This is a genomic window from Pedobacter sp. GQ55 (genome assembly GCF_059758925.1).
Window position 1 is genome coordinate 229,386 of sequence record NZ_JCAXEI010000003.1, and the last position, 24,108, is coordinate 253,493.

Here is a 24,108-nt window from a genome sequence, read left to right on the forward strand (position 1 = left end):
CCCCTAATATTGTCGTACACTGCCTCTCTAATAGTTAGATTATAGCAGTAAGTTAGTAGTGTTAAACATATTCAGTAAAAGTCAGAATTTATATTATGATTACACTAAATTAACATTAAAAATTAAAATATAAATACCATGGAAATCAAAACAACTAATGAAAGGATGTATGCGCTTCTTGTATTATTTGATATGCATACCAGTTTTTATTCGAAAGCTATTTTGGGAATTACCACCAGGGATGCACATAATAGGTTGAATACTAAGGCTAATCATGTTTCATGGCTTGCCGGAAGTCTTGTAGAGCAGCGTTACGAGTTGGCAAATATGCTGGGAATTCCGGGCAATCAGGCTGCACACAATTTATTTGAAAATCATCAGGGAATAATTGAGAATGCTACCTACCCGCCATTAAGTGAATTTAATGAAGATTGGGATAAGATAAGTCCGCTATTAAGAGATGCCCTAATGAATGTTACTGATGAAAAACTTAATGAACAGATTGATATGGGTTCTGAAAAAATGACTTCTTATGAATTGATCGCATTCATTATTTATCGTGAAGCAAATTGTATTGGGCAGATCGCGTTGTGGCGCAGGCTATTAGGTTATGAGGCAATTAAATACGACTAGATAAATATTATAAATTGAGTAATTTTATTTATAGCAAAATCATTTTAACCTACATTGCCTAAATGTTTGGAGATGGCAATTCTAAATTCATATTTAAACTTTGACGGAGATGCAGAAGAAGCATTTAACTTCTATAAATCGGTATTTGGAGGTGAATTTCTTGCATTGACCCGATTTAAAGAAATTCCGGAATGTGAGACGATGTCGATAGAAGATCAGGAAAAGATTATGCACATTTCATTGCCAATTGGCAAAACAAGTATCCTTATGGCTACAGATATTTTAAGTTCTTTAGGACAAACATTAACTCTTGGTAATAATTCGTATATTTCTATCAGTGCTGACACTGAAGAAGAGGCGATTAGGTTGTTTAACGGCTTATCGGCTGGCGGGGTAATTACGATGCCACTCGAAAGGTCGTTTTGGGGCTCTTTCTTTGGAATGTTTAATGATAAATATGGTATTCAATGGATGATAAATTATGAGTTTAAATAATCAGTTTTTTATTGCTCATCCGGCACTTCAGCCGTATATTGATGGTTACTTGTATTTAGATATGAATTTTTCTTGTGGTACAGGTTCGCCATTAAATATTTATCCGGTTGCCAGTACACAAATGTCCTTTGTGATTGATGAGCAACACACATTTCATGAGGTGGGAGAGGATAAGGTTTATCAGTATCCGCTTTGTTTTTTGGGATTACTTGACCATAGCCGAAGCTTCGATGTTTATCCAAAAGAACTTATAATGGTGATTTTTAAACCTTATGGTGCTTTTAAACTATTTGGTATTCCGCAGCGCTATTTCTCAAATGAAGCTACAGATGTGCAGCTTCTTTTTCCAGAAATTAAAAATTTAACTGAACAATTGAGGGAAGTAGCAAAGATACCCACAGCAGTTGTTGCCAGATTGGAACGGTGGCTGCTTAAGCGATTAATTAGTGCCGAAAACATTAATGTAAATGGTGTGGCGTATGCTTGTGAGCAAATACATAAAAGCAGAGGGCTTGTTCGTATTGCAGAACTTAGCCGACAGGTAGGTATGTCTGAAACTAATTTAGGTGTTCAGTTTAGAGAAAAAGTAGGATTTAGTGCAAAAGCTTTTAGCAGAATTGTACGATTCAATAACATCAATAGTTTTATTACAGAGAATAATGCTGTTAACTGGCAGGAATTGGTATATAAATTCGATTTTTTTGACCAAAATCATTTCATTAAAGAATTTAAGCGTTTTTATGGTTGTACACCGTCTCAATGGCATGCAGGTCTTTCGCTGGAATTTTAATTTTAAAAAATAAAAGCCGGAGTAGTATCCGGCTTTTGTTTTTTTCATAGGAGGTGATTTTGTAATTGACGTTGAGAGACGTGATTGATATCTTTATCTTAATTACATTTTAAATCTTATGTGCTGGTAACAAAGTACTAAAGAGGCCGGCACAATTAGCAGATTTGTTTAACCAAATAGCTATTACAAACATAGGCATGTGATATTTTTTTTACAACTGTGTAAATACACAGGTGAATTTTGCAATAAAATATAAGTAACTATATTTACGGTAACCCACATGTATTATGAAGAAGATCCTTTCTATAGATGGCGGCGGGATAAGAGGGATTATTCCCGGGATGCTTTTAGTGGCACTCGAGGAAAAATTAAAGAAAGAAAGTAAAAACCCAGATGCCGCTATTGTTGATTACTTTGACTTTTTTGCAGGAACAAGTACCGGCGGTATTTTAACCTGTCTGTTACTTTGTCCTTCGGATGAGCATCCAACCCGACCAAGATTTTCTGCTAAAGAAGCACTGGATCTTTATCTGGAGCATGGTAACGAGATTTTTAAAATGACTTTTTTTAAGCGTTTAAGAGCAAAATTTGGTTTGGCGGGAGAACGCTATAACAGTCAAATCTTTGAGGGGGTTTTGAAGAAATATTTTGGAAAAATAAAACTTAGCCAACTTATTAAGCCATGTATTATAAGTGCCTATAATATAGAATTACGCAAAACACATTTTTTTAGACAGCAGAACGCCATAGTTCGTGGCGATGTCAGGGATTTTTATTTAAAGGATGTTTGTAGGGCAACTTCGGCAGCGCCAACGTATTTTAGCGTAGCTGAAATACACTCTTTGGCTAATGTGAGGTATCCTTTGCTTGATGGTGGGGTGTTTGCTACTAATCCTGCATTAAGTGGCTTAATAGAAGTTACAAAGGCATTTAATCAAACCAGAATCAATGATATTTACTTACTCTCTTTAGGAACAGGGCGCTCTAAAAGATCTTATGACTATGATCACTTTAAAAAGAGCAGCGCAATGGCTATTGTGCCAGCTTTAATAGATATTATGATGAGTGGGGTTGCAGAAACGAGCGACTTTTTTTTACAACAGCTTTTTCATTCTGTAGGTAAAGAAAAGAACTATGTAAGAATAGAACCAGGTAGTTTGGAGAGTATAAAAGAAGGCTTAGATGCTGCCAGCCCGGCAAATATTGAGAAATTAGTGGCCCTGGGAGACAAAACTGTGAGTGAAAATGAGCATTTATTAAACCAGATCGCTAAATTCCTGGTAGAGGAACAAAAAAAATCTACTTCTAAAATGCCATGGGATTTTATAAAAGTTGCACGCTAGCCTTTAAATGAGAAATTTTAAGGGGTAGTTATTTTACAAGCCTGATAAAAACAGAATACAAATAAAATAAATGCTAAAACTTTTAATGCGCTAATGGCATAACGTGTTACAGACGATTTTTTTGGTGTTTTGAGATACATGATGTTAATTTTATTTATCCACTATTTAATTCAAATCAAAATTAACTAAGAAATGACCTGATATCAACTGTGAAAATACGCAGTTGTTGAATTTTAAAATGTAAAAACGCGCTTTTTTGTTAATCAAGCGCGTTTTTATTATTCAAAGTCAATTTTCTGATCCCTTATTCTGATTCTTTTTGTTTTCATTTTTAGTTTTGTACTTTTCCAATGAATTCTCATGTCTTTCAGGTGCAGTTATATCTTTATTATCAAGATTTTCAATATACCTATCAATAGGAATATCTCTTTGGTGCCCCGGTTTGGCATGTACAGCTGTACCAGTTAGATTAGAACCGATTTCTTTAGGGACTTGCTCCTCATTTCCATTTTGATTATTCATAGCCTTTGGATTTGATGTACAATGAAAACATTTTTAAAAGTGATGTTGTTTTGAAAAACATCACTTTTAAAAATGTGAGATCAGTAGGGTAGATGTAGGGGGAGTAAAATAAAAACTAAACTTTACCACAAAGCCAGATTGCTCTGGCTTTGTGGGTGTTAATTAAACTTTAGGGATTTGTGATTCTTTATATTATTGGATAATTTTTCCGTCTTTGTCAATTTTCAAAGAACCAGTTTCTGTTTCTTTTTTAACATCAACTTGGTAATATGTAGATTTGTCAGGATTAGTTACAAGGAATGCAGCTGTTGGAGTCCAAGCTTTAACCGGTTCCGATTGTAATGTTTTTTGAACTGGCTCAGGAAGGTCTTTTAATTCAACCGGTGCTTTTGTAACGCTATCTTGTTGCACAGCAACTCTAACTGGGTTTTTAATGTCGCTTGCTTTTACTGTAGTTAGTCCTGCTAATGCAAAAAATGCTGCTGATAAGATGATCTTTTTCATAATACTTATTTTAAAATTTCAGTTAAAAATTCTTGTTAGTTATGTTCAGACTATGCTACATAATGATGCCTAAATCATTTGCTTTTGGCATATGATTGATTTACAGTTAATTATGTGTTTTGTTGAATTTTAAAGTTGTAGAGAAACTCCACAGTTTGCTGAATTATGAAACAAAAGAGGAGCAACCTTAATTGGTTGCTCCTCTTTAAAGATTAAAAGTAATGATTACTGCATATCTCTTTGTACTTTACGTGCAGTACCTTTTCCTGGCAGATAAATCTGGAAGCCCACTGCAAGACCCAGATTATGTGCGTAAGCACTGCTTCCAAAGCCTACAACACCATTGTATTTAAGTAAAGCTTCTAAGCCAATACTAGGTGTTACGAAATAAGTCCAACCCGGACCAAAGCTAAATCCTAAACCATTTGTTGAACCACCAACAGAAGGATTTACACCTGAAATACCAACAGTAGCTTCACCAAAGAATCTGGAATTGTTAACAACTTCATTAGCTCCGGTAGCACCATAGTAGCGTCCAAGGGCTCCTATACCGTAACTAATATCAGTACCTGCATCTTTAGCTGTTGCAAGACCAAAAGAAACGTCGCCACCAAGTGCTAAACCATCTTGAACAAACCACGCGGCTTTTGGGTTAATTTTTAAACTAAATACATTTGGTTTGTCCAATCCGAAAGATATGTTTGATAGATTGGCTCCAATCATTACATTGCCCTTCTGTATCTGGGCAGTTGCTCCAAATAACACAGTGATACATAAAACAAGAGTTAAAGTTAATTTTTTCATAGCTCGATTTTTTAATTATATAATAAGTTAACAAATCATTAAGTTTTTTGTTTACGAAATGTATAATTAGGACTTAAATGGTTGATAGGTAGTTGAGTTATCTTAGTCAAATAGCTGAAGTTGATATGGATCAACTGAGCGGGAAGAAATCTGGATTTCATTGAAATTAGAAAGAGATATACCAAGCAATCTTACCTTTTTATCTACTAAATCTATATTTTCAAGAAGCAGTTTGGCGGTGTCTATTATGATCTGATAATCGGAAACGGGATTAGAAAAAGATTGATTTCTGGTGATCTGTTTAAAATCACTATATTTTAATTTAAGTGTAATGGTTCTTCCCTTAAGCTGATTTTTGTTTAAACGAAATGCCAGTTTATCTGCTAGTTTGCCTAGTTCAGTGTGCATTTCCTCAATCGTGATTAAGTCGTGCTCAAAAGTGTCTTCTACGGCAAGAGATTTTGTTTGCCTTTCTGACTGAACAGCACGTTGGTCAATGCCTCTTACAATTGCATAATAGAATTTACCTACCTTACCAAAGTATTTAATAAGATCTTGTTCAGAGAGTTTTTTAAGATCTGATCCTGTATGCAGCTGCATACTTTTCATTTTTTTTGCGGTGACTTTACCAACTCCAAAAAAACGCTCAACCGGAAGCTTTTCCATAAAGCTTTCGATTTTTGAAGGGCCAATGAACGTTAGCCCATCTGGTTTATTCATGTCAGATGCTATTTTTGCAACAAATTTACCAGATGATACTCCGGCAGAAGCTGTTAAGTTAAGCTCGTCTTTAATGGCCTGCTTAATTTGTTTAGCTATCTCTAATGCTGAACCTATATTTAACTTATCTTCGGTTACATCAAGGTATGCCTCGTCTAGCGATAGCGGTTCGATAAGATCAGTATATCGACTAAAAATCTCTCTGATGTGTGTAGAGACAGCTTTATAGGCATCAAATCTTGGTCTTATAAATATGATCTCAGGACAAAGCTGAAGGGCTTGTCGTGAAGGCATTGCCGACTTAACTCCAAATTTGCGTGCCTCGTAACTTGCCGTAGCCACAACTCCGCGTCCATCAGGTGAGCCGCCAACAGCAATTGGTTTTCCTTTGAGCTCAGGAAAATCACGCTGTTCAACTGATGCATAAAATGCATCCATATCAATATGTATTATTTTTCTGATCACAGGTTAAATTTAGGCATTCCTTTACAAAAGTATTTTAATGAGGAAACAATAACGCTGTTTATATGTTTTTAAACAAAACAAAGACATTAATTATGCAAAAAGACTTAAATCCATATGAATTTACCCTCGAAATTAAAGGCGATCCAAGTGCTATAAGAGTGGAAATACCAAAAGAAGGGGATTATATTGTATATGTTAATGGAGAAAGGACCGGGCACATCTATTGCATTAAGGGAAGTAATTCGGTACAGTGGAAAACAACAGATCACATTAGTCAGGAGCTTGTTGATGAAATAGGGGCGCATATTGAAGTTTTAGAAAGTAAAATAGGATAATTCTTATATTGCCGCAGAAACCAATTGTTATACTGAGGCAATAAACGATGAAAGAAATTAAATGGGGTATTATAGGTTGCGGAGACGTGACTGAAGTGAAAAGTGGTCCAGCTTTTAATAAAGTTCCTAATTCATCTCTTGTAGCAGTAATGCGAAGAGATGCAACAAAAGCCCAGGATTATGCATCCAGGCATAATGTGCCCAGATGGTATGATAATGCAAAAAAATTAATTAATGACCCTGAGGTAAATGCTATTTATATAGCAACTCCGCCCTTACAGCATGAGGAGTATACGTTGCTCTCTTTAGCCGCGGGAAAGCCTGTTTATGTAGAAAAACCGATGACATTAAACACAGAATCGGCTTTGAGAATGAAAAATGCTGCAATTAACTTTAATGTTAAATTATGTGTAGCACATTACCGCAGAGAACAACCTATGTTTTTAAAAGTAAAGCAGTTATTGTCGGATAAAGTGATTGGCGATATCAGGTTTGTTCAATTGCAAATGCTTCAATCTCCGGCGCATAATTTAATTGCCAGTACTGATACTAACTGGCGACTTGATCCATCTATTTCTGGAGGAGGTCTTTTTCATGATCTTGCACCTCATCAGTTAGATTTAATGATTTATTACTTTGGTAAAGCAAGTAGGTCAGCGGGCATTTCAATAAACCAATCAAAAGAATATTCTGCAGACGATCTTGTTGCCGGACAAATTTTATTTGAGAATGGAGTGGTATTTAATGGAACCTGGTGTTTTACCGTATCAGAAAATGACAAGAAAGATATTCTTGAAATAACAGGTTCAGCAGGCAAAATAAGTTTCCCGGTATTTGGAAATAGGGTTACTCTTAAAAAAGATGGATATGACGAAGAGTTTATTTTTGAGCCTTTGAAACATGTTCAAGAGCCAATGATTGAGCGGGTAACAGCCTATTTTCTGGGTAAAGGAGATAATCCATGTTCAGCAGAACAGGCAATATTATCTATGGAGTTAATGGATAGCTTTACTAAAATGGAAAGCTAAAATAATTATCATTTTATTTTAATAAAACTAATATTATTAGTATTATTGTGCATTAATAAAATGTATTATGGTACTAATTAATGATATCTTTTTTGACAAAGTTGAGGTTCCAGGAATATTTGACGATTTAATTAACTCCTCCTGGGTTAAAAGACTTGGCCGCATTCACCAGAGTGGAGCTATTTTTCTGGTTAATCCAAATATTTGCCATACCAGGCTTGAACATTCGATAGGAGTAATGCTGTTGATAAGACATCTTGGTGGCTCTGAACTTGAGCAAGTTGCCGGTTTATTACATGATATTTCACATACTGCATTTTCACATGTTGGAGATTATGTGTTTGATAATACTGAGGAAAACTATCATGAACAAGTTTTTGAAGAGGTATTACATTCGTCAGATATCCCTGAAATTTTATCGTGGCACGGATATCATATAGATGAGATTATTAATGGCACTTTTAACATTCTGGAGCAAGCGGCACCAGGACTGTGCGCAGATCGGCTCGATTATACTTTAAGAGATTCTTATCATGCAGGCCTTGTCTCAAGAAAGGATGTTAAAGCGTTTATTAAACACCTTAGTGTTGAAGATGGCATAATTGTTATTGAAAATGCTGAAAAAGCAGAGTGGATTAATAATTTATACAAGAAGCTAATTGAGGATGTATTTAATTTACCCTTACATATTTATGCGAACAGGAAACTTACTGAGCTAATTAAAGCCGGATTACAACGTAACGAACTTGTGCATAGTGATCTTTTAAAGGATGATACCTACTTACTTAATAAGATTAGAAGTACGGCCTCAGGATATGAAGGAGTTAAAGCAATTAAACAACAAAGAGGCTTTGATATGTTTGTTAAAAAGGGGATGGGTTTAAAGATGAAGAACCGTCAGCTAAATGCTTTAATTTAATTCCTTGCCAACCTTAATCCCCTATATGTTTTAATTGTGCCTAATGTCCTGAGTGGTGTGTATCTTTCTTTTTACGAAAAGTTAAATAGAATGCTGTAACCATAATTATTACTGCTAAAGTAACCAATACAATTGTGATTTCAAGACCGTGTGCTGACTGATGTTGTTCCATGATATTAAATTTTGGATGAAGTTAAAAATAATATAATAGATCAGGGAAAAAAAAATAAAAACCCGGCCGCAATATTTGCGGGCCGGGTATAACTAACCATTAATTTATAATATGAATTATTCTTTCTTTTTTTCTTCACCCTGTGTAGGAAGTTTAAATGTTTCAACCTTTTTATCTTTGTCATTCGGTTTTTGAACCTCGGCATCACTAGGTAACTTAGCAGAGCCAGAAGCTGATTTAGCTCTTTTAGCACTTATATTAGTAGTTGGGGCAGAAATAGACCGGCTACTCTGACTATAATTTTGGAATATCAACGACCTAAAATTTTCTTTTGTATACTGCTTCGGCTTATCGTCTTTCAGCTTATTGTTTTGTGGATTTACAGGTCCATACTTGAGACCTGCAACATTACCTTTCTTTAGTTGCTCTTTTATACTTTCGCCCGATTTAAATTCTTGCGCGCTTAAAGTTGAGTAACCAAACACTGTTAAGCCAATAACAGCTATACAACTTATTTTATATAATGTTTTCATGTTTTCGTTTTTTATTATGATTATTTTATGCTTACCAGAACTTTGATTTTATTTACGCCTTGATTATTGTAACCTTCAAGAGCTTTCCCTAATACCTGGCCAATTTTCACTTTATCCGGATCTGCCTTCATTGCAACACCCGGAATAGTAGAGGTAACCAATAGATCTCCTCTTGAAATCACACCCCCTTCTAAACATACTTTTGTTGGTAATACACCTATTACACCCATTGGTACCTGACCTTTTAAATCGCTGTCTATGTGTTCTTCGGTTAATAATACTCCTGGCTTTGTAGCATATACACCTGCTACCAGACTTGAGTAAGGAGTGCTGGATTTTTCGACCGCTCTGTCTTTAGTAGTAGAAATGATCAGGATGTCGCCCGGCTCATAACTAGAAGTTAAACCTATGGTTTCAAATGACTCAGCAATATCGGCACCGCCTGTTTGTGTACCACCATTAAAAAATCCTCTTCCGGCAGCATTGATGCGTGCTACATTAACTGTACCAGGGTTGCCACTTTTAAAAACTGCAATTGAACCATTACTATGTTGCTCAACAGTTAGCACAGGATTAGTGTTTCCGGTATTAAAATTAACAAGTCGGGCGGCTCTTCCACTGCTAAAATTAGGAGTCCATGCAAATAGCGCGTTTCCGCTACCATCGGCAGTGGTTTCAACTCCATCACCAGAATTGGATGCATTCGCTGTAACACCATTGCCATTTCCATCGGCAATAGCAATAAGTGCTGGTCCATTACCTGCAGGATTAGATGCGTGGAATAAACCTGCAAAACCGCCTGTTCCAGAAGAAATGCCATATATCCCGGCAGTGCCAAAGTTAGAAAATATAGAATTTACTTCGCCTTTAACCGCAGGCGAGGTACCGGTTGTACGATCTACTTTAAAGTTACCTGCAATACCGTTTCCGACAGTAGTAACTGTAATTGCGTCGCTTGTATTGTCCTCATTAAAGATACGGAACCTGCCTGCCCGGCCCATAGCAAATGTAGGAACCCAGGCATAAAGCGCATCACCTGTGCCGTTAACACTTGTTTCTACACCGTTACCTAGTTTTTCTGCGTTGGCTGTTATAGCATTGCCATTCCCATCAGCTAATGCTACCAATGCCGGACCATTTCCTGCCACATTTGATGCATGAAACAAGCCGGCAAAACCGCCTGTTCCGGAGGCAGTCCCATAAACGGCTGCAGCTCCAAAGTTTCCAAAAATGGTATTTACTTCTGATCTTACACCTGCTGCAACACTATTGGTGTTATTTACCAAAAAGGATGCCGCATTCCCTTGCGTATTATCCGGGATGTTTCCGTTACCATTGGTTTCCACCTCAAATGTATTTCCAGCGGTATTTGTTTGATTAACATTTTCAAATCTTCCACCCCGGCCTGTACTGCCATTTAACCCAACCTGTCCAAAAACCCCAATACCATTACCTGTTGTATTTGTTGCTATGAATCCCCGAACACCATATCCGCCCCCATCATTACGGCCTACCACCGCACCAGCTATATCACTGGTTGTACGGCCCACAACAGCTTCTCCGGCACCATTGTTCTCGCCTATTATTCCAGCAGATGTTTGCGCACTTGTCACGCCGTGTACAGCAAAGCCTGATCCTGTGCTGCTAAAAACGCCTTTTCCAGATCCTGAACTGGATACATTAATTACAGTTCCATTACCCAGTGTAGAGGCATTTAATGCACTGTTATTATTAGCGTTGTTAAAGATTGAAATATTTGCTGGAATACCATTATTACTAGTGGCAATGAGGCCCGTTCCTGTATTGCTATTGGCATATACACCTGTTCCAGCGTCTGATGAATTTCCATATACACCAAGACCGTTAGGTGTTACCCCGTATACACCCCATCCGCTACCGTTATGTGACCCCCATACTCCGATGCCTAAACCACCTGTTCCATTGTTAATACCACGCACTGCACTTGAGAAACCTCCGGGAGAAGTGCTAGAAACAATACCCCTTACTGCTGCTATACTGGAAGTTGTTGTTGCATTTGAACCTTCTATTGAAGTTCCATCTCCGTTATTATTAATAGAAAACAGGATACCTGGATTATTTTCATTTGCATTAAATGGCAATACAAAGCCTCCGCCACCTATAGCACCTGGAGCCCATGATACACCGTTGAATCTTAATACATCATTTAACACTGGTGCAATGGGATCAATAGGTTTGGTTTGCAATTTTGCTACAACCGGACCTGGATAGGTTCCCGATAAATCGCCACTAGCAGCTACACCATTTATGTCGCCTGCCACTCCCTGAGGACCTTGTGGCCCAACAGGGCCAATTGGGCCTACTGCACCGGGATTACCCATAGCGCCTGCAGGTCCCGGATCCCCTTGGTCTCCTTTGATACCTTGTGGGCCTTGGGCCCCAGCTGGGCCTAATGCACCGGCGTCTCCTTTATCTCCTTTGTCTCCCTTTATGCCTTGAGGTCCAATTGGCCCAGCAGGGCCAACAGCACCTGCCGGTCCCTGATTACCCTGATCTCCTTTGATACCTTGTGGGCCAGCAACACCTGCAGGTCCTGCCGGACCGGTATTACCAATATCTCCTTTGTCACCTTTTGGACCGGCTGTGCCCTGAGGGCCGGCAGGTCCTGAAGGTCCAGGATTACCTGATGCTGCGTACAATGCAAAAGGTACACTCATCAACTGAGTACTTCCAAGTGCATTATATGAACCACCGCCAACAGCAAGTTCAACCTTAGCGAACTGATTGGCATTTTGCCATGGAATTGCAGCAAATGTACCAGTGCCAGGAGTTCCTTTACCTATCTGCAGCGTAAAAAGTCCTAATTGATTCGTATTTGCAGAATGTTCTTCCATATACTGAACCGGGCCATTCGCGGAACCTCCAAGGATGGAAATTTTGACCTTTACCGCCTGATTTGACAGGACTGTACCGTTGGTGTTCCTGGCGACTGCCTGGTAATTTATCCCTTTAAAACCATCCTGAGCGCTGGCCCATTGCAGTCCTGCAAAAAGAATAAATACTAGAGTAAAAAATGTACTTCTCATAGTTTATGATTTTAAATGCGTTCTATTTTATTGGTTTGTTGATCAGTTTTTAAGGCTTCAAGACATTGATTAATTTCCTGATAGTTTGGAGGCTCCAGGGGTAAAGCATAATGTAAATCGCATAGAATTTCTCAGCACATAACGATCCTCTGTGGGGAATATATAGCTTATATCTATTCTTAGAGGATTCACATTAAGGCCTATGCCGGCTGCAAGGTGTTGCCTGTTGCCCTTTTCAGGATCTTCGTAGAAATAACCCGTTCTTATAAAAAACCGATTGTAGTAAGAAAACTCTAATCCACCTGCAATGGTGAACTCTGATAGTTCTTCTTTAAATCCTCCGGGTGCATCAAATAATGAAGTAAACAAAGCACTAGTAACACTTCTATTTGGGTCTTTGCCTTTTTCTATCTCGGTAGTAAAATTACCATCAACATCCTTTTTGTACCTTGGCGGGGTAGGCACCATTAATTTATTGATGTCGAGTAAAATGGTAAGTCTACTTTCCGGTGCTGCATAGAAATTGTAACCGGCGCCTACCCTTAGGTTCATGGGTAAAAAGCTGGTTTGGCTATCGGAATACTTAAGCTTAGTACCAATATTACTTAAATTTACACCCCAGCTAAAGCTTCTTGAATAACGGCCATTTTGTAGTTCCCGATTCGAGTAAATGGATACATCGGCAGCAAAAGCATCTGTTGGAGTGAGTTCTAAATTGTTGTACGTTCCTTTACCTATATCACTTCTAAAATATCGGGCGGTTAGCGCCATTCCAAAGGTCTCACCAAATTTGCGCGCATAGCTGGCATCTATGCTAAATTCGCTAGCCTTGTATTGCTCAATAAGGCCGCCCGTTTCATCTCTAAAAGCAATTGATCCCAAATCCAGGTATTTAACAGATAATCCAAGCGCTTCTCTATCGTTTAATTGCCTGAATGCGGTAAAGTATCCCAGATGAGAATCTTTGCTGAGCTGTTTCATCCATGGGGTATAGGAAGCACTAAAGCTCATTTTTTCGCCGAAGGTGATCTTCGCCGGATTGATGTATAATGAATTAGCATCCACATCTAACCCTGTGCCTGCCTCAGCTACTCCGGAGTTTCTGGCGTCGGCACTTAGTAATAAGAAAGCAGCTCCACTTTGAACTACTCTGTTGTCTTGTTGCGCAAAACTGCTCTGGTACCAACATACCAGGCAAGCCAATAGGCTTGTAGCAAGGTAAATGTTTGTTTTCATAAGTTTATTGTATTACCAGTTTCTCTGAATAGGTTCTTCTGCTAGCTTTGAGAACTACATAATATAAGCCCGAAGGATAACCTCCTAAGGGCAAAATATAGTTTGCTTTGCCAGCCAGCATTTTTAAAGAGATGTTTCTCACGGTTTGGCCGGCATTATTTACCAGCTGTATGTTCACCATGTCGTCCATTACCAAATCAAATTCAAGTTTGGTTTGGCTATTGGCCGGGTTTGGATAAACAATAAAACCCGTTATAAGAGGGGCCTGTGGTTCGGGGGTGCTCCCATTAACTTCTGGCTGTTGGAAACCTTGTGTTACCAACAGAGGAGAGTTTTCTATGGCTGTTACCAGAACCTCGCCTATAGTGTATTGAAAAATGGTATTATTGATCTCTGCCGAGCCTCCCGTGCTGGCTATAACGGATCGTTGGAGTTCTACTTGTTGCGCATTTGCGACAGCAGTAAAACTGAATATGCCAAATATTGGCAAATATCTTTTTTTCATCGAGAGAGGGATTAATTGTAGATATAACCCAAAATTACATATAAGTAATATTGGGTTGTCTTAAGATTAAGCAACGCGTAAAATCAGCTAAGTGTAATGCGACTATTAATTAGTAAACTGTACTCTCGAAGAAAATAATATATCAAATTTGCGTTATGTTGATTTATACAAGAGGTGGATGTTAATCGTATTTTAAGGCATCAACAGGATTTGCCCTTGCGACTTTAAAAGTTTGAAGGCTTACAGTTAATACAGCGATAAATATTGATAAAACAAATGCAATTATAAATGGCCACGTATTCAAGCCGATTTTGTAATCATATTTTTGAAGCCAGTTTGTCGTTATAACATACGCAGTGGGAATTGCTATCATGTTTGACAGAATAACAAGTTTGATAAAATCTTTGTTCAGTAAGATAAGGATGTCCTTTAAACTAGCCCCAATTACTTTTCGGATACTGATTTCTTTGCTTCTTTGCTCAGCAATATACAGCGCCAGACCTAACAGACCTAGACAGGATATAAAGATGGCAAAACCACCAAATACATTGGAAAATACACTCAGTAATTTTTCACTTTTTAATTTATTAGCAATCCTTTCACTAACAAAGTCTATTTGAAATGGATAATCGGGGTTTAGTTTTAGGCTTAGTTCTTTAATTTTTTGTATAGAGGTGGTTATGTTTTGCGATGGATTCAAACGCATAATGATAGTGCCTGGATTGGTTTCACTATAAAAGAAAAGCAAGGGATCTACTTTGGTTCCAAGTGATGAATAGTTATAATCTTTCATTACGCCAATAACTGTGAATGTTTCGTGCCAATCATCATTTTTTATCCTTGCACCAATTGGATCTTTAAGATGCATTGTTTTTGCAGCAGTTTCATTTAAAATTACTTTGGTTGTATCATTGCCAAATTCCTGGCTAAAATCTCTTCCCTCTAATATCTTTGCGCCAATTGTTTTGGTAAAATCATAACCTGAAAATCTAATTTGCATGGCTACCTGTTCATTTCTTAGCTGGCCAGGCCATTTTATCTTTTCTGTGCTTACATAGTTGTTTGTGAGTCCATTTGTAGTCTCTGTTGCAGAAACTATAGCTCCGGATTTAATTAATTCTGATTTGAAAAGCTGAAGCTTCCCTGGGTCTCTTAAAACGCCCAGACGTCCAAACTGAACAAGGTTGTCTTTATTGAAACCAAGGGGACGGTTGTTCATATAGCTGATTTGATTTCGCACCACTATAGCACAAATGATCATGCAGATTGAAAAACCGAATTGGATTACTACCAGTATTTTACGAATAGGCAACGAAGTTTTGCCAGCCCCTTTAATGCCTTTTAATATCTTAACGGGTATAAACGAAGATAAATATAGGGCAGGATAGCTGCCTGCTAGCAACCCTGTAATTAATGTTAAGCCAATAAGTATAGTCCATATTTTATACGAACCATAGTCTATTGTCAAATCAATTGCTAATAGATTGTTAAAATAGGGAAGTACAGTTTCTAATAAAATAAACGCGATAAGTAGCGCCATGAAAGATAAAAGGAGCGACTCTAATATGAACTGCCATGCAATGGATTGCCTGCTGGAGCCAAGGGTTTTTCGTATCCCTATTTCCTTTGCACGTTTTTCTGATCGTGCGGTAGAGAGATTCATATAGTTGATGCAGGCAATAAATAGCACGCAAACTGCAAGCAAAAGAAATAATTTTATTTGATCTATGCGACCACCTGCAAGTTCCCCATTCTCAAACTGATCGTATAAATGAGTCTTTTTAAAAGGGAAAAGAAAGAATTCTATATAGCTGTCATTTGTGTTCTGCTTAAAGATTTTTCTTACTTGCTGGTCTGCCGAGGCAAATTGTTGTCCGTCTTTAAGCATTACTATAGTGTTTAAAGCGCCATCAGTCCAACCCATTTTTTTATACCACGGACTTTCATTTTCTAAAAATGTCCAGGGTATTAATACATCAAAGCGATAGGTTTGATTTTGAGCATGATTGGTAATTACCGCCGTAACCATTAAGTCGTTACGATTATCGTACCTTATCACTTTGCCAATAGGATCTTCCTCTCCAAATAAGATTTTAGCAGTTTGTTCAGTTATTATAGCTGAATTAGGAGTTGATAGGGCGCTTAAAGAGTCTCCTTTAATAAACTTGTAATCAAATATTTTTAAGAAGGACGGATCAGCAAAGATGAGGTTTTTATTGAATGCGTTGTGTTTGTATCTTATTGGGCTTTCATCTCTTTCGGCCATTCTGCTTACCTGTTCTACACCGGGGACGGTTTGTGTAATGGTTGCAGCAAGCTGATTTGGAGTACAATAAGCACGATTAGTGATAATGCGGTCGCTCATGATATCATTATCATAAACAGAGTAGATACGATCGATATTTTTGAATTGCTTATCGTAACTCCATTCGTAATTTACGTAGAGCAGTAACACTAAGCAGCAGGCTAAGCCAATAGCTAATCCTCCGATATTAGTCAGAGAAAATCCCTTGTTTTTCCAAAGGTTTCGAAGCGCGATTTTTAATGCTAAAAGGTACATGCTATTAATATTATTCGGCTTTAATCGCCTCAATCGGGCTCATTTTTGCAGCTCTAAACGCCTGAAAAAAGACAGTTGCAAGAGAAATGAGAAAGGCTAAAAACCCGGAGACGATAAAGAACCAAAGTTTTAAATCAACTCGATATGCAAACGAGTCTAACCAGTTTTTGCCCAGTAAATATCCGATAGGTAAGGCAATTAGAATTGAAATAAGTACAGGTTTAGTAAAATCTTTAGACAGAATATAGACTACATTGAACTCTGAAGCACCTAAAATTTTTCTGATGCCAATTTCTTTAAATCGTTTTTCAGCAGTGAAGGTAGCTAGTCCAAATAGGCCTAAGCAGGAAATTACTATTGCCAACATAGCAAAGTATCTTGACAATACAGCTACCCGGGATTCTGCTACATACTGAGCTTGAAAATCCTGATCCAGGAACTTATAATCAAAAGCATATTCTTGGTTGTATTTGGTGTTGAATTTTTGAAGTTCTTCTATTACCGGCTTTATACTTCCTGCTTTTATTTTTACCATAACCCTGTTGGTGTGTGTGGGTTTGTACCTGATAAACATGGGGCCAACTTTTCGATGAAGAGATTCAAAATGGAAATCTTTTACAACACCAATGATCTGCATATCGTTACCCCATAGCTTAAAAATTTTACCCACAGGGTCTTTTAAGCGCATTACCTTAATGCCAGCTTCATTAATGATGACTTTAGAAGTATCAGAACCAAATTGGTCAGAAAAACTTCGCCCTGCGGCCATTTTTATTCCAAGGGTTTCTATCAAGCCTGCGTTGACATCTGCCCGTTGAAATTTAATAACTTCTTTAGGATCTCTTCCTTCCCATCCAAAGTCGCCAAGAGTATAGCTTAAATCACCAAGCAGTTCCCGATCTATACTTGATGCATTTACAACACCATCTATTTTCTTTACTTCATCGATCACAAAATTTATATTGTTTCTCAGTTTGCCGTTTGTTTCAAAATACAATACATTATCTTTTTTATAGCCCGGATTCGATTTCTGTACATATTCAATCTGTTTATAGATGATAAGAACGGCCACAATCAGGATCACTGAAAAAGCAAATTGAAAAACTACAAGTCCTTGCCTTGTTAGCAATGCTGCTGTGGTAAGCTGAAGCTTTCCTTTTAAAGCCACAGAAGGCTTAAGGCCTGAAAGATATAATGCCGGATAGCTGCCAGAAAGTAGACCTGTAAAAAGGGTTACGCCAAGTATTAACAATATGAGTGTACTGTTGAATTGTAAAGTTAAATGCTTTCCTGTGATCTGATTAAACTGTGGCAGCATTAGTTCTACTACCAATAGCGAAATAAATACCGCCATAATGGTTAGCAGCATAGACTCTAAAAGGTATTGTAAGATTAATGATCCTCTTGGTGCACCCATTACTTTTTTAACCCCAACTTCTTTTGATCTTCTGGATGCTTTTGCAGTAGAAAGGTTCATGAAATTGATACAGGCAATGATTAGAATAAAGACGGCAATAAGCGAAAATAGCCCTACATAGGCTATTCTTCCGCCAGCAACCTTACCATTTTCAAATTGATTGTACAGATAACTATCCGCAAATGGCCTGATAAACAAGGTATAGTCTTTTACACCTTTTCTTTTTAAATAATTCTTGATTTTGGCATTGAACAACTTGGGATCCGCATCTTTTTTAAGAACCACAAATGTACTTGGACCATAATTTGTCCACTTGCGGTAACCAGAATTTCCTTCAGGGCCTAGCAACACATCATAAGAAACTAAAAAATCAATTTTTTCTGAGGAATTTGTACCAATATCCTTAAAAACGCCAGAGACCATTGCGTGGTTTTCGGCTTGCATTTCAGTATTGCTCCAAACCATTTCTTTACCGACTACATCTGTGCTATTAAACAGTTTCATGGCCATGCTTTCTGAAATAGCAACAGTTTTTTTGCCAGAGAGTACTTCGTTTTTGTTGCCTGTTATCAGTGGGTAAGAAAATACTTTAAAGAAATCTGGACCCGCAAATTTACCAGCCGCTTTTATAGCGGGTTTATGATTAGCCGATACTTTACTCTGACCTAGCCAAAAACCCGGCGAGGTAGCAACTGCGGTTTCAACTTCGGCTATTTCCTTTGCCATGGTTTCGGCCAGAATTCCAGGTGTGCCCTCTACAGTTTGGACTCGATCTGTGAGGTGCTCATTCTGGATCACCTGATAAAGTCTTTCATGATGAAAGCGATCGATCTGCATTTCGTCGTTTACCCACAGGTAAATTAGTAAAGTACAGGAAAGCCCTGCACTAAGACCTATCAGATTGATAAAGAATGAGCTTTTATATCTTTTAAAGTTTCTGTAGATCAGCAGCAGGTGGTGTTTAAACATGGCCTTGTTATTTCGTGGGTTAATTCAATTGATATGCCAATACAAGGAAACCGAATTTAAGTGGGCCAGGGCTGCTTAAATATGTTTTGCTGTTCGGTTATGAACAGTTTATGTTCATATTTGGACAAAATAATTAGATGTACTAAAATACTCCTAAGTTACCACCACTTAAGAGGGAAAACAATTTTATCAACCGACCCGACGATCATATCTGGTTTAAAAGCATAACGGCCAAGCTGGTTCTGATCAGAAATTCCTGATAACACGAGGATGGTTTTATAACCCATTTGTATGCCCCCCTGTATATCAGTTTCCATAGTATCACCTATAACTGTTGTTTCTGCTGTTTCCAGACCAAGAAATTTTCGCGCTGAACGCATCATGACCGGGCTAGGTTTGCCGATTACAAATGCCTTTATTCCTGTCGCCTCTTCAATCATGGCTGTTGTGGCGGCAATACCTAAATTATTCCACCCCGGCTTTTTAGGGGAAGGATCTCTGTTTGTAGTAATAAATTTTGCTCCGGCCAGAATCATATCTACTGCCTTTTGAACCATTTCCAGGGTAAAGTTTCTTCCTTCACCTAATACCACAAATTCCGGATCAGTATCCACAAGAGTAATTCCATTTTCATGTAAACTGGTCAATAAACCACCTTCTCCCAGAACGTAAGCAGTCCCATTAGGACTTTGATCACCGAGAAATTTACCTGTGGCCATGGCACTAGTGTATACATGTTTTGCATCTACAGTAATCCCCAGCCGCTTTAGCTTTCTCACAGCATCCAGGCTTGTTCGCTGGCTGTTGTTGGTCATAAAAGCAAAGGGTATATCATTATCAAGAAGGTGCTTTATGAATTTATCGGCTCCAAAAATCATTTCTTCTCCACTGTAGATAACGCCATCCATGTCAATTAAAAGTCCTTGTTTCATCGGTGTTTTTTATTTATAAGAAAAATTGAAATCATTACTGCTTCAATTCTCTTACTCAAAATTAATAATAATTATCAGTCATAATGCGCTTCAATATTAATTTTAGGAACTAAAAAGAACAATATATAAGTTGCCGTGTTGTTATAATATACACCAATTGAATAATAGATGACAGAAAGACACACATATCAAACGGGAATTATTGGCAATTGCGCTTATCTGGCGCATATAAATAAAAACACTAATGTTGATTGGCTTTGCTGGCCAAGGTTTGACAGCTCTTTCGTTTTTGGCGGATTATTGGATGAAGATAAAGGAGGAGAGTTCTCAATTCAGCCAAGTGGCGAATTTACTTCCAGTCAGTTTTATCTGGAAAATACAAATGTGCTTTGCACAGAAATATCCAATACCGAAGGCAGGTACAGAATAACTGATTTTGCACCCAGATTTTATCAGCATGAGCGTTACTATAAACCTTTAATGCTGATCAGGAAGATAGAACCTATTGAAGGAAACCCCAGGGTTAGGGTAAAATGTAAACCAGTTTATAATTATGGCTCGATAAAACAAAAAGGGCATCGTGGAAGTAATCATATAGAGTTTAATGGAGCTGATGAAGACATGCAGCTAAGTACCAATATCTCTCTGAGTTATATTGAAGACGAGAAATTTTTTGCGTTAAACGAGCCTAAATACTTAATCTTAACCTATGGGCATGAGCTGGACGCTCCTATAATAAGCACCGCGGAACGATTTTTAAGAGAAACTATTAAATACTGGAGAACATGGATTAAGCATTCAACAATTGCCGGATTTTATCAGCATATGGTAATCCGCTCTGCACTTGTTTTAAAGATCCACCAATACGAGGATACGGGCGCAATAATCGCAGCCAGTACAACCAGTTTGCCGGAATCGCCGGGCAGTAAAAGGAACTGGGATTATCGATATTGCTGGATGAGGGATACGTATTACGTAATTACCTCTTTAAATCATATTGGCCATTTCGAAGAAATGGAAAAGTACTTTAATTACATAACAGATATATCTTTTAGAGATGATGTGAGGTATCAGCCATTGTTTGGTATTGCCGGCGAAAGGATACTTACAGAGCGGATTCTGAAGAATATTAAGGGATATAAAGGAAATAAACCTGTTAGAGTAGGTAACCAGGCCTATGAGCACATTCAAAATGATATTTACGGACAGGTATTGGTTTCTATGCTTCCCCTATATACAGATCACAGGTTTATTTTTAGAGAGCGACAGGATTCTACCCAATGGCTGGATTATCTGCTTGCTAAAATCGAGCGTACTATCGACGAAAAGGATGCAGGTTTGTGGGAGTTCAGGAATATAGCCAATATGCATTGCTATACCAATCTTTTTCAATGGGCGGGTGCCAACGCGGCTTTAAAAATGGCCAAAACGATAGGGAATAAAGAATATGAAGATAGGGCAACAGTACTGATCGAGAAAGCAGCAAAGCATATAGAGGATTGTTATGATCCTGTTCGTAAGGTATATACTCACGCGGTTAATAGTCCACATTTAGACGCAAGTACGCTGCAGCTTATTTTGATGAACTACCTTGATCCTCAATCTGAAAGAGCCAAAGATCATTTAATCGCATTGGAGAAGGAGCTGAAAGCCGAGCGCGGGTTGTTCTACAGATACTTGCATACAGACGATTTTGGAAAGCCCAAAAGTACTTTTCTGATTTGTGCCTTCTGGTATATAGAAGCGTTGGCTTGTGTGGGCAGGGTAGATGATGCAATAAAAGAATTTGAATCAATTATCAATTATGCCAACCATTTACTGCTTTTTAGTGAAGATGTGGATGAAAATGACGGAAGCCAGTGGGGGAATTTTCCGCAAGCTTATAGTCATGTTGGCTTAATGAATGCGGCCCATCGTATTGCAATAAAGCTAGACAGGCCGATATTCTTATAGTATGTTATTTAGTCAGAGACCGAAGCATTTCTCTTACTTCTTTATAATCTTTCAAATAAAAGCGGGCAGCAGATATATTGCCGCCCACTTTTATAGTATAGGCTTCTGGCGGCAATGCCTTAAATATATCTTCATCGGTATGATCATCGCCCAGGGCAATTATAAAATCAGGATTTTGATTGTATAGCCAGTTCTGTGCAGCTTTGCCCTTATTTACTTCTATGTTTTTGAATTCTATTACTTTATTACCCGGCATCATTTGCAAGCCTTTATCGGCAATGAACAGGCGTAAATGATTTATGATCTCGTTGGCACGTAGTTCGCCTAATCCTTTTTCTACTTTTCTGTAGTGCCATACTAACGAATAACTCTTCTCTTCTATAAAAGAACCTGGAGTTCTGTCTGTATAGGTATCTAAAACTGCCTTTACTTCTTGTTTCCACTTATCTGTTAATAACGGAAGTGCTTTCCATTCTTCGTTAAGCTGCTTTTGCCATGCGCCATGTTCCGCAATCATATCCAGATTTAAATGTCCGAACCATTGTTGTAGGGTTTGGTACCTGCGACCACTGATCAATACTACTCGATTTGCCGGATCAGAACTCAGTTTATTTAATATATCATAAAGTTCCTGATCTGGCGAAGCTTTGTCTATATCACCGTGAAAGCCCACCAAGGTGCCATCATAATCTAAAAATATGTATCGATCTTTTGATTTTTTATAATCTAATGCTATTTGATCTTTTACTGATTGTACTGCGTGTTTTGTTAATAGAGATTCTTGCAATTGCTTTACTTCTTTTAGTTTATCCATAAAATTTTTAACCCACAGGTGGATGTTGAACTTTTTAACAATATGCCTCATGCTTGACATACGAGCATTTTGCTCTTCAATAGGCATATCTATTGCCCGTACAATTGCCCGCATAATGTCGCCAATGTTATTAGGATTAACAATTAATGCATCATTTAATTCTTTTGATGCCCCAGCCATTTCGCTTAAAACTAAAACACCGTCGTTATTTGTGCGTGAGGCAACATATTCCTTGCTTACCAAATTCATCCCATCGCGCATAGGGGTTACCAGGCAGATGTCGGCGGTGCTATATAGCGCCGAAAGAAATTCAACAGAAAATGATCTGTAGAAATAATGGATAGGCACCCAATCTATTGTCCTGAACCTTGCATTAATGTTACCTACCAGTTGATCAATGTGATCTCTAAGCTCTTTATATTTCGGAACAGTATCTCTTGATGGCACTACAATCATATACAGCGCTATCTTTTCTTTGTATTCCGGATGGAGCTGAAGCAATAATTCTAAAGCTTGTAAACGTTGAATGATACCTTTGCTGTAATCTAATCTGTCAATTGTCAGGATTATTTTAAGGCCTTCCTGGCTTGCTTTAAACGAAGCAGAGTGCTTAGCTACTTTTGCATGCTTAGTTAGTTCTTCAAATTTATCAGCGTCAATTCCCATCGGAAAGGCCTCTACCACAACCTGTCGGTCTTTGTGGATGATCACATTATCTGATAGCATGCTGGTTGATAATCTGGAAGCTGCACTTAGAAAATGTCTTACATCATCAAAAGTATGGAAGCCAAGCAAATCTGCTCCAAGCATACCAGAAATAAGTTCTTCTCTCCATGGGATCAACCTGAAAATTTCGTAGGATGGAAAAGGTATATGCTGAAAGAAACCGATGGTAACCAAAGGTTTTTCTCTTCTAATCAGACAAGGTAAAAGAAGTAACTGATAATCGTGTATCCAGATGGTATCACCATCATTAACTGCTTCTATTGCTGCATCTTTAAACTTTTCATTTACAGATTTGTACGAATCCCAATAGTCCTGTTCAAAGTTTGCATATGTGGTTAGGTAGTGAAAAACAGGCCAGAGTATCTCGTTCGAAAACCCTTCGTAGTATAAATTAATCTCGTCTGTGGTTAAAAAAACAGGAATAAGATTAAGCGAGGCAAGTAGTTTTTTAACTTCTTCTTGCCGCTCTTTTGGAACCTCTATACCGGGCCAGCCAATCCAGACATTGTTTCCTTGTTTATAAACAGAACCCAGGCCTGTGGCCAGTCCGCCTTCACTAGATCGAAGTATGTATTCACCGTTTTGTTCTGTAATTTTAACTGGTAAACGGTTTGATAGGATGATTGTTTTGTTATTAGTTAGCATATTATACTAAAACAACCAAGTTA

20 protein-coding genes are annotated in these 24,108 nt (G+C 37.9%); 8 read left to right on the top strand and 12 right to left on the bottom strand.

Annotated elements, in window-relative coordinates; translation table 11 throughout:
* Window positions 1-138 precede the first annotated feature (138 nt).
* The 4 genes from AC6CH7_RS09890 (at window position 139) to AC6CH7_RS09905 (ending at window position 3,261) form a co-directional block, all read left to right on the top strand.
* The gene (locus AC6CH7_RS09890) at window positions 139-633 is read left to right on the top strand and encodes a DinB family protein (RefSeq protein ID WP_498262538.1); all 495 of its coding nucleotides are present in this window, start codon (window positions 139-141) and stop codon (window positions 631-633) included.
* A 72-nt stretch (window positions 634-705) separates the two neighbouring features.
* Entirely contained in the window at window positions 706-1,128 is a 423-nt protein-coding gene (locus AC6CH7_RS09895) for a VOC family protein (RefSeq protein WP_498262539.1), read from the top strand.
* Window positions 1,115-1,918, top strand: a complete 804-nt coding sequence (locus AC6CH7_RS09900; protein ID WP_498262540.1) for a helix-turn-helix domain-containing protein — start codon at window positions 1,115-1,117, stop codon at window positions 1,916-1,918. The genes AC6CH7_RS09895 and AC6CH7_RS09900 overlap by 14 nt, the downstream gene beginning before the upstream one ends.
* A gap of 287 nt (window positions 1,919-2,205) precedes the next feature.
* Complete coding sequence (locus AC6CH7_RS09905) at window positions 2,206-3,261, top strand: patatin-like phospholipase family protein (protein ID WP_498262541.1); 1,056 nt, start codon at window positions 2,206-2,208, stop codon at window positions 3,259-3,261.
* Window positions 3,262-3,549: 288 nt separating this feature from the next.
* On the opposite strand, the gene AC6CH7_RS09910 is transcribed toward AC6CH7_RS09905, so the two are convergent.
* From AC6CH7_RS09910 to dinB, 4 genes are all read right to left on the bottom strand, one after another.
* The gene (locus tag AC6CH7_RS09910; RefSeq protein WP_498262542.1) at window positions 3,550-3,783 is read right to left on the bottom strand and encodes a hypothetical protein; all 234 of its coding nucleotides are present in this window, start codon (window positions 3,781-3,783) and stop codon (window positions 3,550-3,552) included.
* A 192-nt stretch (window positions 3,784-3,975) separates the two neighbouring features.
* Window positions 3,976-4,287 carry a hypothetical protein gene (locus tag AC6CH7_RS09915; RefSeq protein WP_498262543.1) on the bottom strand — a complete coding sequence of 104 codons (312 nt, stop codon included), beginning with the start codon at window positions 4,285-4,287 and terminating at the stop codon, window positions 3,976-3,978.
* Between the two features lie 225 nt (window positions 4,288-4,512).
* Entirely contained in the window at window positions 4,513-5,091 is a 579-nt protein-coding gene (locus AC6CH7_RS09920) for a hypothetical protein (protein ID WP_498262544.1), read from the bottom strand.
* Window positions 5,092-5,193: 102 nt separating this feature from the next.
* Window positions 5,194-6,273: a DNA polymerase IV gene (gene dinB / locus AC6CH7_RS09925; RefSeq protein WP_498263092.1), complete on the bottom strand. Its 1,080-nt coding sequence runs from the start codon at window positions 6,271-6,273 to the stop codon at window positions 5,194-5,196.
* 95 nt (window positions 6,274-6,368) lie between these two features.
* On the opposite strand from dinB, the gene AC6CH7_RS09930 reads away from it, so the two are divergent.
* The 3 genes from AC6CH7_RS09930 to AC6CH7_RS09940 all read left to right on the top strand — a co-directional run bounded on the left by AC6CH7_RS09930 (window position 6,369) and on the right by AC6CH7_RS09940 (window position 8,558).
* Window positions 6,369-6,611: a hypothetical protein gene (locus tag AC6CH7_RS09930; RefSeq protein WP_498262545.1), complete on the top strand. Its 243-nt coding sequence runs from the start codon at window positions 6,369-6,371 to the stop codon at window positions 6,609-6,611.
* A gap of 47 nt (window positions 6,612-6,658) precedes the next feature.
* A complete protein-coding gene (locus tag AC6CH7_RS09935) occupies window positions 6,659-7,639 on the top strand; it encodes a Gfo/Idh/MocA family protein (protein ID WP_498262546.1) in 981 nt (326 codons plus the stop codon).
* Between the two features lie 67 nt (window positions 7,640-7,706).
* Window positions 7,707-8,558: an HD domain-containing protein gene (locus AC6CH7_RS09940; RefSeq protein ID WP_498262547.1), complete on the top strand. Its 852-nt coding sequence runs from the start codon at window positions 7,707-7,709 to the stop codon at window positions 8,556-8,558.
* Window positions 8,559-8,846: 288 nt separating this feature from the next.
* Here AC6CH7_RS09940 and AC6CH7_RS09945 read toward each other — a convergent pair whose 3' ends face one another.
* The 7 genes from AC6CH7_RS09945 to AC6CH7_RS09975 all read right to left on the bottom strand — a co-directional run bounded on the left by AC6CH7_RS09945 (window position 8,847) and on the right by AC6CH7_RS09975 (window position 19,947).
* Window positions 8,847-9,263: a hypothetical protein gene (locus AC6CH7_RS09945; RefSeq protein WP_498262548.1), complete on the bottom strand. Its 417-nt coding sequence runs from the start codon at window positions 9,261-9,263 to the stop codon at window positions 8,847-8,849.
* Window positions 9,264-9,283: 20 nt separating this feature from the next.
* Entirely contained in the window at window positions 9,284-12,328 is a 3,045-nt protein-coding gene (locus AC6CH7_RS09950) for a beta strand repeat-containing protein (protein ID WP_498262549.1), read from the bottom strand.
* Between the two features lie 69 nt (window positions 12,329-12,397).
* The gene (gene porV, locus AC6CH7_RS09955) at window positions 12,398-13,564 is read right to left on the bottom strand and encodes a type IX secretion system outer membrane channel protein PorV (RefSeq protein WP_498262550.1); all 1,167 of its coding nucleotides are present in this window, start codon (window positions 13,562-13,564) and stop codon (window positions 12,398-12,400) included.
* 4 nt (window positions 13,565-13,568) lie between these two features.
* On the bottom strand, window positions 13,569-14,069 hold the full coding sequence (locus AC6CH7_RS09960; RefSeq protein WP_498262551.1) for a T9SS type A sorting domain-containing protein: 501 nt from the start codon (window positions 14,067-14,069) through the stop codon (window positions 13,569-13,571).
* Between the two features lie 181 nt (window positions 14,070-14,250).
* Window positions 14,251-16,629 carry an ABC transporter permease gene (locus tag AC6CH7_RS09965; protein WP_498262552.1) on the bottom strand — a complete coding sequence of 793 codons (2,379 nt, stop codon included), beginning with the start codon at window positions 16,627-16,629 and terminating at the stop codon, window positions 14,251-14,253.
* 10 nt (window positions 16,630-16,639) lie between these two features.
* On the bottom strand, window positions 16,640-19,015 hold the full coding sequence (locus AC6CH7_RS09970; protein ID WP_498262553.1) for an ABC transporter permease: 2,376 nt from the start codon (window positions 19,013-19,015) through the stop codon (window positions 16,640-16,642).
* Between the two features lie 158 nt (window positions 19,016-19,173).
* Entirely contained in the window at window positions 19,174-19,947 is a 774-nt protein-coding gene (locus AC6CH7_RS09975; protein ID WP_172663021.1) for an HAD-IIA family hydrolase, read from the bottom strand.
* 168 nt (window positions 19,948-20,115) lie between these two features.
* On the opposite strand from AC6CH7_RS09975, the gene AC6CH7_RS09980 reads away from it, so the two are divergent.
* Window positions 20,116-21,900, top strand: a complete 1,785-nt coding sequence (locus tag AC6CH7_RS09980; RefSeq protein WP_498262554.1) for a glycoside hydrolase family 15 protein — start codon at window positions 20,116-20,118, stop codon at window positions 21,898-21,900.
* Window positions 21,901-21,904: 4 nt separating this feature from the next.
* On the opposite strand, the gene AC6CH7_RS09985 is transcribed toward AC6CH7_RS09980, so the two are convergent.
* The gene (locus AC6CH7_RS09985; RefSeq protein ID WP_498262555.1) at window positions 21,905-24,085 is read right to left on the bottom strand and encodes a bifunctional alpha,alpha-trehalose-phosphate synthase (UDP-forming)/trehalose-phosphatase; all 2,181 of its coding nucleotides are present in this window, start codon (window positions 24,083-24,085) and stop codon (window positions 21,905-21,907) included.
* Between the last annotated feature and the right edge of the window lie 23 nt (window positions 24,086-24,108).